Genomic DNA, 12,727 nt, shown 5'->3' on the forward strand with positions numbered 1-12,727 from the left:
ACGCCGTCCGCGAGAACGACACGACAGGAGCCCGCCCCGCGGCGCACCGCACCCGGGAACGGGAGAAGCCCCCGACCGGACATCCGATCGGGGGCTTCTCCTCTGGTTCTCTCGAACCCGGTTCTCACGAACTTCGGTTCTCATGAACTCTGGTGCGCGAGGGGGGAGTTGAACCCCCACGCCCTTTCGGGCACACGGACCTGAACCGTGCGCGTCTGCCTATTCCGCCACTCGCGCTCACCAGCGGCACCGAAGCACCGACGAGAAATTGTAGCATCCCCCGGCCTCCGAGCCGAACCGGCACCCGCCGCCCGGGCGGTCGCTCCCCCGGGAGCCGCCACCGGGCCGCCCCGGTGAGAGCGCGCACACGGCACTCCGGCCGCGAAACCACCGCGGAGGATCGCGCATCCAGACCATCCCAGTAACATGCCCGTAGCCGTGCGCGGCGCAGACCAAGAAGAGGAAGCGGCGACGGGCGCGCAGACATCTCGATCCGTGCGCGACCGCCGAGAAGGCGAAGAACCGGAAGATCGGAAGACTGTGGGCATACTGGACAACTTCGAGAAGGGACTCGAGCGCGTCGTCAACGGCGCGTTCGCGCGGACCTTCAAGTCGGGTCTGCAGCCGGTCGAGCTCGCCTCCGCCCTCCGCCGGGAGCTCGACACCACCGCCGCCGTGGTCAGCCGCGACCGCATCCTCGTCCCCAACAGCCTCGTCCTGCGGATGTCCGCGACCGACCTCGACCGGATGCAGCGCCTCGGCGCCACCCTGATCGACGAGCTCACCACCGTGGCCACCGAGCACGCCACCAAGCAGGGCTTCCGCTTCCCCGGCCCGATCGACATCTCCCTCGCCGTCGATCCGGCGCTCAGCGACGGCATGGTCGAGGTCGACTCCCGCAGCGTGAAGGGCACCGTCGCCTACACGCCCGTCCTCGACATCGACGGCCGGCGCCACCCGATCACGAAGGCGCGCACCGTCATCGGCCGCGGCAGCGACGCCGACATCACCGTCGACGACTCGGGCACGTCCCGCAAGCACGTCGAGATCCTCTGGGACGGCTCCCGCGCCCAGGTGCACGACCTCGGGTCCACGAACGGCTCCAAGCTCGACGGCCGGCCCGTCACGCAGGCGCCCCTGGCCCCCGAGCAGACCATCACGATCGGGCGCACCTCGATCGTCTACCGCGTCGTGCAGGGCTCCGCGCCCGCACGCACCGACCGCCCGTCGTCCGGCAGGGCAGCCGGACGCGGCTCCGAGGGATTCTGGGACGACCGGCTATGAGCGAGCTCACTCTCTTCCTCCTGCGCATCGCGTTCCTCGCGCTGCTGTGGTTCTTCGTGTTCGGCATCGTCTACGCGCTGCGCTCCGACCTGTTCGGGCAGCGCGTGCGCAAGCTGCCGCCCGGCGCGCAGGCCGCGTCCCCCGAGGCCCCGTTCGTGACGGCGGCCCAGCCCGTGGTCGCCGCGGCCGCCCCGGCTCCCGCGCCCGCGCAGCCCGCCTCCCCGTCGGCCCCCTCGGCCCGGAGGAGCCGCGAGGCCGCCGCCGAGCGCGCCGAGCAGGGAGGTACCGCCACGGTCCACACGGCGCAGCGCCTCGTGATCACCTCGGGCCCCAAGCGGGGCACCGAGCTCGAGCTGACCGGCGACCCGCTGACGATCGGCCGCTCCGCGGAGTCGACGCTGGTCATCCGCGACGACTACACCTCGACCCACCACGCGCGCCTTCTCCTCTGGAACGACGAGTGGATGATCCAGGACCTCGACTCCACCAACGGCACCTTCCTCGACGGCCGCCGTGTCGGCGCGCCCACCAAGGTGCCGCTGGACACGCCCGTGAAGGTCGGCACCACCACCTTCGAACTGCGGCGGTCGTAGCGCGTGGCCCCCACTCCGGAGAGCGGCTCCGGCCACGGCGCGGTGCGCGAGAGCGCCGCCGTCTCGCACGTCGGCAGGATCCGCTCGAACAACCAGGACTCCGGCTACGCGGGCCGGCAGCTCTTCGTCGTCGCCGACGGCATGGGCGGTCACGCGGGCGGCGACGTCGCCTCCTCCATCGCGATCAAGCGCATCGCGGAGGCGGACCGCGTCTACGCCTCCACCTACGAGGCCGAGGACGAGCTCAAGCGCACCCTGCTGGCGGCCAACACCCTGCTGGCCGACGCCGTGGTCGACCACCCCGAGCTCACCGGCATGGGCACCACCGTCAGCGCGATCGCCCGCGTCGGCGAGTCGGTGGCGATCGCGCACATCGGCGACTCCCGCATCTACGTCCTCCGCGACGGCCGGCTCGAGCAGGTCACGACCGACCACACCTTCGTGCAGCGCCTCGTCGACTCCGGCCGCATCACGGAGGAGGAGGCGATGACGCATCCGCGCCGCTCCGTCCTGATGCGGGTGCTCGGCGATGTGCACACCAACCCCGAGATCGACACGCTCACGCTCGAGACCGAGCCGCACGACCGCTGGCTGATCTGCTCCGACGGCCTCTCCGGCGTCGTCCCGCACGACGAGATCCTCAAGGAGCTCAGCCGCGACGAGACCGCGCAGCAGGTGGCCGACCGCCTGATCCGCGACAGCCTCTCGCACGGCGCCCCGGACAACGTCACCGTCGTCGTCCTCGACATCCCCGGGGCGGGCGACACCGCGCGCATCCTCGCCCCCGTGGAGGAGCCGGTGGTCGTCGGATCAGCCGCCGCGCCCACGCCCTTCAGCACCGACGACTCGCAGAACCGCGTCCGGATCCCCGGCCTCCGCCTGCACACCCGGGCTCCCGCCGCGCAGGGCCCCACCCACTTCGAGCCCGCGTCCGAGGACTACCTCGACGAGCTGATCGAGGAGGACCGCCGCCGGCACCTGCGCCGCCGCATCACCTGGCTCGTCGGCCTGTCCCTCGTGCTCATCATCGGATTCCTCGGGATCCTCTTCGCCTACGACTGGACGCAGTCGCGCTTCTACGTCGGCACCGACGGGGACACCGTGATCATCTACCAGGGCATCCAGCAGTCGGTCGGCCCGCTCTCGCTCTCGGAGGTGAAGGAGGACACGGGCATCCCGCTCGACTCCCTCCGCGCCTACGACGTCGAGCAGCTGGAGCAGACGATCAGCGCCGACTCCTACGCCGGCGCGGTCGACATCGTCGAGCGCCTCACGGACGCGAACGGAGCACCATGACGGACGCCGCCACGGCCACCGCCCGCCCCGCCCCCGAGCGGCAGGGCTTCTTCCGCCAGAAGCTGCGCAATCTCGAGCTCCTGCTCCTGATCGGCGCATGCCTCATCGACGCCGGCGCGATCGTGCTCGTGCAGCTCGGCGCCCTCGGCTCGATCGACACCACGCTGGTCTCGCTGGGCGCCGGCCTCTCGGCGCTCGTGCTCGCCGTGCACGTCGTGCTGCGCTTCGCGGCCCCGGCGGCCGACCCCTTCCTCCTCCCGATCGCCACCGTGCTGAACGGACTGGGGGTCGCCGAGATCTACCGGATCGACATCGCCGACGGCGCGACCGGCTGGGAGTCGGTGGCGGTGCGGCAGATCTTCTGGAGCGCCCTGGCCGTCGTGGCGGCGATCGTGGTGCTGCTGGTCATCCGCAACCACCGCGTGCTGTTCCGCTACACCTACGTCGCCGGGTTCGCGGCGATCGTGCTGCTCCTGCTGCCGCTCCTGCCCTTCATCGGCCGCGAGGTCAGCGGCGCGCGCGTGTGGATCGGGATCGGCGACGTGGCGAGCTTCCAGCCCGGCGAGATCGCCAAGATCGCCCTCGCGGTCTTCTTCGCCGGCTACCTCGTGCGCAACCGCGACTCCCTCTCGATGGTGGGCCGCACCGTCCTCGGGATGCGCTTCCCGCGCCTGCGCGACCTCGGCCCGATCCTGGTGGTCTGGGCGGTCACGATGGGCGTCATCGTCTTCCAGCGCGACCTGGGGACGGCGCTGCTCTACTTCGGCCTGTTCCTGGTCATGCTCTACGTCGCGACCGGCCGCACCAGCTGGGTCCTCATCGGCGTCGGCCTGTTCCTCGGCGGCGCGCTGCTGGCGAGCCAGACGCTCGACTACGTGGGCAACCGCTTCGCCAACTGGCTCGAGCCCTTCAGCGCCGAGCGCTACGGGGCGGATCCGGGCGGCAGCTACCAGCTCGTGCAGGGCCTCTTCGGCCTCGCGCACGGCGGGCTGCTCGGCACGGGCCTCGGCCAGGGGATGCCGGATCTCACGCCGGTCCCGCAGTCCGACTACATCATCGCCAGCCTCGGCGAGGAGCTGGGCCTCGCCGGGCTCTTCGCGATCTTCGGCCTCTACCTCCTGCTGGTCTCGCGCGGGTTCCGCATCGGCTTCGCCGGGCAGGACGACTTCGGGCGCCTCCTGGGAGTCGGCCTCTCGTTCGTGATCGCCCTGCAGTGCTTCATCGTCATCGGAGGCGTCACCCGCGTCATCCCGCTGACCGGCCTGACCACGCCGTTCCTCGCCGCCGGCGGCTCCTCCCTCGTGGCGAACTGGATGATCGTGGCGGTGCTGCTGCGCCTGTCCGACACAGTCCGCAGTCAGCCTCGTCTGGTGGTGTGATCCGTCGATGAACCGAGAACTCAAACGGGTGAGCCTCGTCGTGCTGACGATGTTCGTGGCCCTCTTCCTCTCCACCACCACCATCCAGGTGATCCAGGCCGACTCCCTCGACGAGGACGGCCGCAACACGCGGACCCTCTACGAGAGCTTCTCGACCGAGCGCGGTGCGATCCTCGCCGGCGGTCAGCCGATCGCCTCATCGACGCCGTCGGACGACCTCTACAAGTTCCAGCGGCAGTACGCGAACGGCCCGCTCTACTCCGCCGTGACCGGCTACTTCACCCTGAACCAGGGCACCACCGGCATCGAGCGCACGCTCAACGACTACCTCTCGGGCACCTCGAACTCGCAGTTCTTCGACGAGATCAACAACCTCGTCACGGGCCAGGACCCGAAGGGCGCGTCGGTCGAGCTCTCGATCGACCCGGTCGCCCAGCAGGCCGCCTTCGACGCGCTCGGCGACTACACGGGGGCCGTCGTCGTGACCGAGCCGGCCACCGGCCGCATCCTCGCGATGGTCTCGAAGCCCACCTTCGACCCCACCGCGCTGGCCTCCCACGACACCGACGACGTCCTCGCCGCCTACCGGGCGCTGAACGACGACTCCTCCGAGCCCCTCGTGAACCGCGCCATCGGCGGCTCGCTCAACCCGCCCGGCTCCGTCTTCAAGCTCGTCGTGGCCTCGGCCGCCCTCGAGTCCGGCCGCTTCACCGCCGACTCGAGCTTCCCCAACGTCGAGTCGTACACGCTGCCCGGCTCCTCGTCGCAGGTGATCAACTCCGGAGGCGGTCTCTGCGGCTCCGGAGAGACGGTCACGCTGGCCACCGCCGTCTCGCTCTCCTGCAACGTCCCGATGGCCGAGATGGGCGTGCAGCTGGGAGCGGACGCGATCCGCTCGCAGGCCGAGAAGTTCGGCTTCGACACCGAGCTCGAGATCCCGATGTCGGTCGAGGCGAGCATCTACCCGACGAAGACGGACGACGCCCAGACGGCCCTCACCGCCTTCGGGCAGTGGGAGGTGCGCGCGACGCCGCTGCAGATCGCCATGGTCTCCGCGGCGATCGCGAACGGCGGCGAGGTGATGCAGCCGAACCTGGTCGACTCGATCCGCTCGCAGGACCTCAGCGTGCTGCAGCAGTTCCAGGAGAAGTCGCTCGGCCGGGCGGTGAGCACGCAGACCGCGGACGCCGTCAAGGCGATGATGGTCGCCAGCGTCCAGGGCGGCGCGGCGACGAATGCAACAATAGGGGGCGTCACTGTGGCCGGTAAGACCGGCACCGCCGAGAACGGCGGGGACGACCCGTACACCCTCTGGTTCACCGGCTTCGCGCCTGCGGACGACCCGCAGTACGCCATCACCGTGCTCGTGGAGAACGGTGGAGGGCTCGGCCAGACCGGGTACGGCAACCTGATCGCCGCACCCATCGGACAACAGGTACTAGAGGCGGTGCTGAACAAATGAGACCCACGACAGGCCTCACCTTCGGAGGACGCTACGAGCTGCAGTCCCGGATCGCCATCGGCGGCATGGGAGAGGTGTGGCAGGCGACCGATCTGGTCATCGGCCGCACCATCGCGATCAAGATCCTGAAGGACGAGTACCTCGGCGACCCCGGCTTCCTCGAGCGCTTCCGCGCCGAGGCCCGCCACGCGGCGCTGGTCAACCACGAGGGCATCGCCAACGTCTACGACTACGGCGAGGAGGACGGCTCGGCCTACCTGGTCATGGAGCTCGTCCCCGGCGAGGCGCTCTCGACCGTCCTCGAGCGCGAGCGCGTCCTCTCGACCGACAAGGTCCTCGACATCGTCGCGCAGACCGCGCTCGCCCTGCACGCCGCGCACGCCGCGGGCCTCGTGCACCGCGATGTGAAGCCGGGCAACCTGCTCATCACGCCGGACGGCCGCGTCAAGATCACCGACTTCGGCATCGCGCGCATCGCCGACCAGGTCCCGCTGACGGCGACCGGGCAGGTCATGGGCACGGTCCAGTACCTGTCCCCGGAGCAGGCGAGCGGCCAGCCCGCCTCCCCCGCCACCGACATCTACTCGCTGGGCATCGTCGCGTACGAGTGCCTGGCCGGGCGCCGCCCCTTCACGGGCGAGTCGCAGGTCGCCATCGCGATGGCGCAGATCAACGACACCCCGCCGGAGCTGCCGGTCACGGTCGCGGAGCCGGTGCGCAACCTCGTCTACTCCTGCATCGCCAAGAAGCCGGCCGACCGCCCCGCCACCGCCGCGCACCTCGCGCGGGCGGCCCAGGCGCTGCGCTCGGGCGACGTGCGCGGAGCGGCGCTGGCCGTCCCCGCGGTCCTCAGCGACCTGCCCGCGACGCAGGCGACCACGGTCCTCCCCTCCAACCAGGGCGCGACGCAGGCGACCACGGTGCTCCCCTCCGGCGCGCCCGCGGCCGCGGCCGCCGCTCCGTTCGTGCCGATCGAGGAGCCGCTCGAGCCGGCCGAGGAGCCGCGTCGCCGCAGCCCCTGGACCTGGCCGCTGATCGCCCTCATCGTGATCCTCGCCGTCGTCATCGCGGGCACGATCTTCGCCCTGACGACCGGCGGGAGCAGCGACCCGGCCGCCTCCCCCACCGCGACGACCAGCACGGCCCCGTCGCCGACGCCGTCCGAGACTCCGAGTCCCACGCCGACGCCGACCTCGAACACGGTTGTCATCGACAAGGCCGACTACGTCGGGCGCTCCTTCGACGACGTCGAGACCGAGCTCGAGGCCCTGGGCATGGGCGTCCGCCGCGCGGACGGCCCGAGCGCCCCCACCGCCGAGCAGGTCGGACTCGTCGAGGACGTGAACCCCACCGCGAACGTGGTGAAGGGCACGACCATCGAGGTCTCCGTCTTCACCGAGGTCGCGACCCCGGACGCACCGACCGCCGTGCCGACCGTCACCCCCGCCGCCTCCAGCGTCGAGGCGGGCGCGACGTTCAACGTCACCTGGAGCAACTACAACCAGTGCCCGAGCGGAACCTCCGTGAGCGGTTACCGGGTGACCGCGACCGGTGAGGGCGCGAGCGTGACGAGCACCAACCCGTCGAACTCGACGACCGCGACGATCCAGGCCGGCACCATGGCGGGCACGATCGACGTCACGTACACCGTGCTCTGCGGCGAGTCGGAGTCGGCGGCCTCGCCCACCCTCTCCGTCACCGTCGAGGAACCGGCTCCGACCCCGGCGCCGACCCCCACCTCGAAGGCCACCTCGACGCCCACCCCCTCCGAGTAGCGGTGGCGCGCCGGGCCGGGGCACCGCTCCGGCCCGGCGCCTCGCGGCCGTCGCGTCGCGCCCCGCCCGGAACACCAGGGGCCCATAGGTACACTTGCCGTGGCTCCTCGGGGCCGCACCACACGGAAGTACAGGGCGGGAGCGTGCGCGTGACGGATGAGGGTCGCCTGATCGCGGGACGGTACCAGGTCGGGCCCCGGCTCGGCCGCGGCGGGATGTCCGAGGTGTACCTCGGCACCGACACCCGGCTCGGCCGCACCGTCGCCATCAAGGAGCTGAAGCTCTCCCTCTCCTCCGACTCCGCCTTCCGCCTGCGGTTCCGCCAGGAGGCGCAGTCCGCGTCGCGCATGTCGCACCCCACGATCGTCCGGGTCTTCGACGCGGGCGAGGAGGTCTCGCTCGACGACAACGGCGCCGAGTCGCGTCGGCCCTTCATCGTCATGGAGCACATCGAGGGCCGCCTCCTCAAGGACCTGATCGCCGAGGGCCCCCTCGACGTGGACGAGGCCGTCCGCATCACGGAGGGCATCCTCACCGCCCTCGAGTACTCGCACCGCGCAGGCGTCGTCCACCGCGACATCAAGCCCGGCAACATCATGCTGACCCCGTCGGGCCAGGTGAAGGTGATGGACTTCGGGATCGCCCGCGCCGTCTCCGACTCCGCCGCCACGGTCGCTCAGACCACGGCGATCCTCGGCACCGCGGCCTACTTCTCCCCCGAGCAGGCGAAGGGCGAGCAGGTCGACGCCCGCAGCGACCTCTACTCCGCCGGCATCGTGCTCTTCGAGCTCCTCACCGGCCGTGCGCCCTTCCGCGGCGACACCCCGGTGGCCGTCGCCTACCAGCACGTCAGCGAGACGCCGCCGGCGCCGAGCTCCATCAACCCGGCCGTCACGCCGGCGCTCGACGCGGTCGTCGCCCGAGCACTCTCCAAGGACCGCTACGAGCGCTTCCAGGGAGCTGCGGAGTTCCGCGACGACCTGCGCGACGCCGCCGCCGGACGCCTCCCCGACCACCGCCCGATCGACGAGCTGACCACCTCGCTCTTCGCGGCCCGCAGCCAGGGCGGAGTCAACGACTCCGAGCTCGCCCTCCGCCAGCTGGCCGAGGACAACTCGATCGTCCGCACCCAGCGCCGCCCGCCGGTCCTCTGGATCTGGTCCTCGATCGTCGTGCTGGCCGTGATCGTCGCCGCACTCGTGATCTGGGTGCTGACGCTCCAGCCCGCGTCGACCCTCCCGTCGCAGTCGCGCGAGGTCCCCACCCTCACCGAGACCACCTACGACAGCGCCCAGTCGACCCTGACCGAGCTCGACCTCGTGCCGAGCCAGGTCGCGGAGTACAGCTCGACCGTCCCCGAGGGCGAGGTGATCCGCACGGATCCGGGCTCGGGCACGATCGTCGCGCCCGAGACGGTCATCCGCATCGTCGTGTCCCAGGGTCCGCAGCCCGTCGCCGTGCCGGACACCGTCGGGCAGAGCCTCGCCGAGGCCATCGACGCGCTCACCGCCGTCGGCTTCGTCGAGGGCTCCCAGACCCGCGAGAACTCGCCGACCGTCCCGGGCGACGTCGTACTCGCCGCCTCTCCCGGAGCGGGCCAGCAGGTCGCCCCGGGCACGCCGGTCGACCTCACGGTCTCCTCCGGCCAGGTCACGCTCCCCGACCTCGTCGGGACATCCCTCAGCAGCGCGCTGGCCACCCTCGCCTCCGAGAAGCTGCAGCTCGTGGGGGTCGAGGTCCCGGACGAGACCTGCGACGCGACCCGGGCGAACCCGCCCATCACGACCCAGTCCCTGGCTCCGGGTGACGTCCCGCAGGGATCGACCGTCCAGCTCGGATACTGCGCGGGCTGACCCGGCCTGCAGCCCGCGGCGGCTGCGGCGTCGGCCGACGCTGCCCGGTGGAGGCCGGGCCGCTGCTCTGCGCGTCGAGAAGGGCTCGTCCGGACGTTGCTCGTCGGGTTCGATGCTCCACGGCGCCGACGGCCCCGAGGTGAACCGCTACGCCCGGCGCGCGTCGGCGAGCGGGGGCTGGAGCCGCACGACCTCGCCGGCTGCCGATCCGTCCGCGGGGCGTGCGATTCTGCCGCGGATGTCGCTCGGGGTGAGCCCCTCGCGGCGCTTGAGCGCACGGCGGAGGTGGTCCGCCGAGGAGAATCCGGACGCGGCGGCGATCGCCTCGAGCGGGACCTCCCGCGGGCGGCGGCGCAGGAGCTCCACGGCGCTGGCGACCCGGGAACGCTCGATCTCGCTCGCGACCGTGGTGCCCGCGTCCTCGAAGAGCCGCTGGAGGGAGCGGGTGGACACGTTGACCGCGTCGGCCACCGCCTCCGGGGTGCAGCGCGGCGTTCGGTGCGTTCGGTCGATGACCGTGCGCGCGCGCCCGAGCGTGGCGGCGCGCACGCTCGTGGTGCCGGGCTGCGAGCTCGCCGCCGCGAGGAACGCGCTGGTGAGGAGCTGCTTGACCACGTGGGCGAAGCCGGTGACCTCGCCCTCGCCGGGCAGCCCCGTCCCGGACTCCGCCGCGAGGGCGAAGGCGGTCGTGAAGGCGTATGCGGCGCGGGTGGACCGGGCGTCGGGATCGAGCGCGTAGACCGGGGCCGACGTGTCGAAGCCGTAGCGGCGCATCTCGTCGGCGCGCAGTGAGAGGTGGAGGATCGTGGCCGGAGTCGTCGACTCGGTCGTGAACGTCGTCGTCCCCTGCTGGTACGAGATCGAGCCCGGACGCAGCAGCACCGTTCGGTCCGGGGCGACCATGCGCACGAAGCCGTCGATGAGGAAGCTGAAGGTGAGGAAGGATGTGTCGTCGGCCGGCCACGTCCCGCGGAGGACGCGCAACGGCGAGACCGTCATCAGCACGACGCTCAGATCGGCGGTGCCGAATCCCGAACCGGTGATGCTCGGAACGGTGCCGGGTTTGACGACGATGCGCGGACCGAGATTCTCGAGTTCTCGGATTCCCGAGAAAGCCCAGGAGATCGATGCGACCATCTGGTCCCCCCGGACTTCTCTTGTGGCGCCGACCCCCTGTCGACGCCCTCTGATTATGCAGGGAAAAGGGGCCGCATCCTCCGCCGGGAGCCCGTCAAATCCCGCCACCTGATCGGGGGGTGCGCAAGGGGGTGGACAAGGTCGCGCTCATACCCTGTCCGGGCGGACTCCTCGGCGCACGACCAGTTAGCCGTCACATGGCGGTTTTCTGCGTGAGAACGCGCTCAGGGCTTCATCCCCGTTCGGGGGACGACCGACACTGATCATTCTCAGCGCTCTCGATTCGATAAGCAGCCCGATAAGCCCGGCGAAATCCGCCTCATCGAGCCGAGATCGAGAGTCCGGGCGTGTCGTCTGCCGATACGGACGACCCGATCGACGTCACCTCGCGCAGCCAGTTCTCGAGAAGGCGCCGCCCGCCCTCGGTGAGGACCGACTCCGGATGGAACTGCACGCCCACGAGCGGAGCACTCCGGTGCCGGACGGCCATGACCACTCCCTCCGGTGTCCGCGCCGTCACCCGCAGCTCCTCGGGAAGGCTCTCGGCGTCGACCGCGAGCGAGTGGTACCGCATCGCGGCGAATCCGGAGGGCAGGCCGTCGAAGAGCGGATCTCCGTCGTGGAGGACCGCGGACGTCCGGCCGTGCAGCAGCTCCGGCGCCTCCGCGACGCGGGCGCCGAGAGCATGGGCGAGCACCTGGTGGCCGAGGCAGACTCCGAGCAGCGGCCGCCCGGTCGCCTCCGCCCGCTGCACGAGCGCCGTCGACGCGGGGACGTCCTCAGGACGGCCCGGCCCGGGAGAGACCAGGACCCCGTCCGCCTCCTCCGCGCGAGCCAGGAGCGCCGTGGTCCCGAGGTCGTCGCCCTCGACCACGTCGACCTCGGCACCGAGCTCGCGGAGATACGAGACGAGCGTGAAGACGAAGCTGTCGTGGTGGTCGACGACCAGGATCCGCGGGGCCGCGCCGCCGGTCACGAGCCGACGGTCACGTTCCGGTCGAGCACGAGCGACTGCACCCAGGGGAACACCCACTCGTCGAGCGCGGCGAGGACCGCCGCGACGAGGACGAGGACGATCAGGAGCCGGACCCACCACGGCCCGGGCAGAAGCCGCCACAGCGCTGCGTACACGGTCAGCCCTCCTGAGCCAGCGAGGCGGCGATCTCGGCGGGGGCGCCCGCGGACCGCGGCTGGAACGAGTCGAAGACGCCGTACGCGATGATCCGCTCGGCCGTCGAGTAGAGCGGGTTGCAGCTCGTCAGCGTGATCAGGCGATCGGTCGGAGCCGCGTCCGGAGTCCACGGAACCGGGTCGATCACCTGGACGTCGGAGGGCTGGACGTACTCGAGATTGCGGAAGCGGTAGGTGTACCAGCCGTCCGCCGTCTCGATGTAGATCGGGTCGCCGAGCTGGAGCTCGTCGATCAGGTGCATGCCTCCGCCGTACGCGCTGCGGTGCGCGGCGAGCGCGAAGTTGCCGGCCTGGCCGGGCATCTGCGTCCCGGGGTAGTGGCCGATGCTCCCCTCGTCGAGCACGTTCTCGGCGTCGATGCCCTCGGCGATCGTGCGCACCCACCCCTCGCCGTAGCGGGGGATGTAGAGGTTGCCGAAGGAGGTGTCGAGGGCGGCGACCGACGCGACGACCGGCTCCGCCGGGGCGGCCTCGGTCGGCTGCGGGGCCGGAGAGGAGTCGCCCCAGGTCTCGCGGAGCTCCGCCGCCTGCGTCGTCTGCCGGCCCGCGATCACCGCGTCGTTCCACCAGAGCTGCCAGGCCAGGAAGAGCAGGACCAGGACGCCGGCGGTCATCAGGAGCTCGCCGACGACTCCGAAGAACGAGAGTCGTCGGACCGGGCGGGCCCTCCGTCGCTTCGCTCGCGGCCGCAGAGCCGCCCCGTCGGGGTTCTGGGCGGTCATGCGACGAGTCTAGGCGCGAGCCGTGACCGGCTGTG

11 protein-coding genes and 1 tRNA gene are annotated in these 12,727 nt (G+C 71.4%); 7 read left to right on the forward strand and 5 right to left on the reverse strand.

Going from position 1 to position 12,727, the window contains the following annotated elements; all coding sequences use genetic code 11:
- Positions 1-150: 150 nt before the first annotated feature.
- Positions 151-237, reverse strand: a tRNA-Leu gene (locus tag C5B95_RS03910).
- A 303-nt stretch (positions 238-540) separates the two neighbouring features.
- Between C5B95_RS03910 and C5B95_RS03915 the strand changes: the two genes are divergently transcribed.
- The 7 genes from C5B95_RS03915 to pknB all read left to right on the forward strand — a co-directional run bounded on the left by C5B95_RS03915 (position 541) and on the right by pknB (position 9,642).
- Entirely contained in the window at positions 541-1,284 is a 744-nt protein-coding gene (locus C5B95_RS03915; RefSeq protein WP_104222658.1) for a DUF3662 and FHA domain-containing protein, read from the forward strand.
- On the forward strand, positions 1,281-1,877 hold the full coding sequence (locus C5B95_RS03920) for an FHA domain-containing protein (RefSeq protein ID WP_104233000.1): 597 nt from the start codon (positions 1,281-1,283) through the stop codon (positions 1,875-1,877). The genes C5B95_RS03915 and C5B95_RS03920 overlap by 4 nt, the downstream gene beginning before the upstream one ends.
- A gap of 3 nt (positions 1,878-1,880) precedes the next feature.
- Positions 1,881-3,173 (forward strand): Stp1/IreP family PP2C-type Ser/Thr phosphatase, encoded by a 1,293-nt coding sequence (locus tag C5B95_RS03925; RefSeq protein ID WP_244229533.1) that lies wholly within the window; start codon positions 1,881-1,883, stop codon positions 3,171-3,173.
- Positions 3,170-4,552: an FtsW/RodA/SpoVE family cell cycle protein gene (locus C5B95_RS03930; protein WP_104225777.1), complete on the forward strand. Its 1,383-nt coding sequence runs from the start codon at positions 3,170-3,172 to the stop codon at positions 4,550-4,552. Before C5B95_RS03925 ends, C5B95_RS03930 begins: the two co-directional genes overlap by 4 nt.
- Positions 4,553-4,559: 7 nt before the next feature.
- Positions 4,560-6,014, forward strand: coding sequence for a penicillin-binding protein 2 (locus C5B95_RS03935; protein WP_104266570.1), 1,455 nt, complete (start codon positions 4,560-4,562; stop codon positions 6,012-6,014).
- Positions 6,011-7,789 carry a protein kinase gene (locus C5B95_RS03940; RefSeq protein WP_104348531.1) on the forward strand — a complete coding sequence of 593 codons (1,779 nt, stop codon included), beginning with the start codon at positions 6,011-6,013 and terminating at the stop codon, positions 7,787-7,789. The genes C5B95_RS03935 and C5B95_RS03940 overlap by 4 nt, the downstream gene beginning before the upstream one ends.
- Positions 7,790-7,938: 149 nt before the next feature.
- Positions 7,939-9,642 (forward strand): Stk1 family PASTA domain-containing Ser/Thr kinase, encoded by a 1,704-nt coding sequence (gene pknB, locus C5B95_RS03945; RefSeq protein ID WP_104225780.1) that lies wholly within the window; start codon positions 7,939-7,941, stop codon positions 9,640-9,642.
- 147 nt (positions 9,643-9,789) lie between these two features.
- Here pknB and C5B95_RS03950 read toward each other — a convergent pair whose 3' ends face one another.
- From C5B95_RS03950 to C5B95_RS03960, 4 genes are all read right to left on the reverse strand, one after another.
- Positions 9,790-10,779 (reverse strand): helix-turn-helix domain-containing protein, encoded by a 990-nt coding sequence (locus C5B95_RS03950; protein WP_104222664.1) that lies wholly within the window; start codon positions 10,777-10,779, stop codon positions 9,790-9,792.
- Between the two features lie 319 nt (positions 10,780-11,098).
- A complete protein-coding gene (locus C5B95_RS03955; RefSeq protein ID WP_104348532.1) occupies positions 11,099-11,755 on the reverse strand; it encodes an aminodeoxychorismate/anthranilate synthase component II in 657 nt (218 codons plus the stop codon).
- The gene (locus tag C5B95_RS17380; RefSeq protein ID WP_181067991.1) at positions 11,752-11,910 is read right to left on the reverse strand and encodes a hypothetical protein; all 159 of its coding nucleotides are present in this window, start codon (positions 11,908-11,910) and stop codon (positions 11,752-11,754) included. Before C5B95_RS17380 ends, C5B95_RS03955 begins: the two co-directional genes overlap by 4 nt.
- A gap of 2 nt (positions 11,911-11,912) precedes the next feature.
- On the reverse strand, positions 11,913-12,692 hold the full coding sequence (locus C5B95_RS03960; RefSeq protein ID WP_104232997.1) for a class E sortase: 780 nt from the start codon (positions 12,690-12,692) through the stop codon (positions 11,913-11,915).
- Positions 12,693-12,727 lie beyond the last annotated feature (35 nt).

Source organism: Rathayibacter sp. AY1A7, from assembly GCF_002930845.1.
Lineage (GTDB): Bacteria > Actinomycetota > Actinomycetes > Actinomycetales > Microbacteriaceae > Rathayibacter.

What these genes read in the sequence shown, in the direction of transcription:
- C5B95_RS03950 (WP_104222664.1), bottom strand. Translation starts at nt 10,779, where the DNA reads ATGGTCGCATCGATCTCCTGGGCTTTCTCGGGAATCCGAGAACTCGAG.
- C5B95_RS03960 (WP_104232997.1), bottom strand. Translation starts at nt 12,692, where the DNA reads ATGACCGCCCAGAACCCCGACGGGGCGGCTCTGCGGCCGCGAGCGAAG.
- C5B95_RS03935 (WP_104266570.1), top strand. Translation starts at nt 4,560, where the DNA reads ATGAACCGAGAACTCAAACGGGTGAGCCTCGTCGTGCTGACGATGTTC.
- C5B95_RS03940 (WP_104348531.1), top strand. Translation starts at nt 6,011, where the DNA reads ATGAGACCCACGACAGGCCTCACCTTCGGAGGACGCTACGAGCTGCAG.
- C5B95_RS03920 (WP_104233000.1), top strand. Translation starts at nt 1,281, where the DNA reads ATGAGCGAGCTCACTCTCTTCCTCCTGCGCATCGCGTTCCTCGCGCTG.
- C5B95_RS03930 (WP_104225777.1), top strand. Translation starts at nt 3,170, where the DNA reads ATGACGGACGCCGCCACGGCCACCGCCCGCCCCGCCCCCGAGCGGCAG.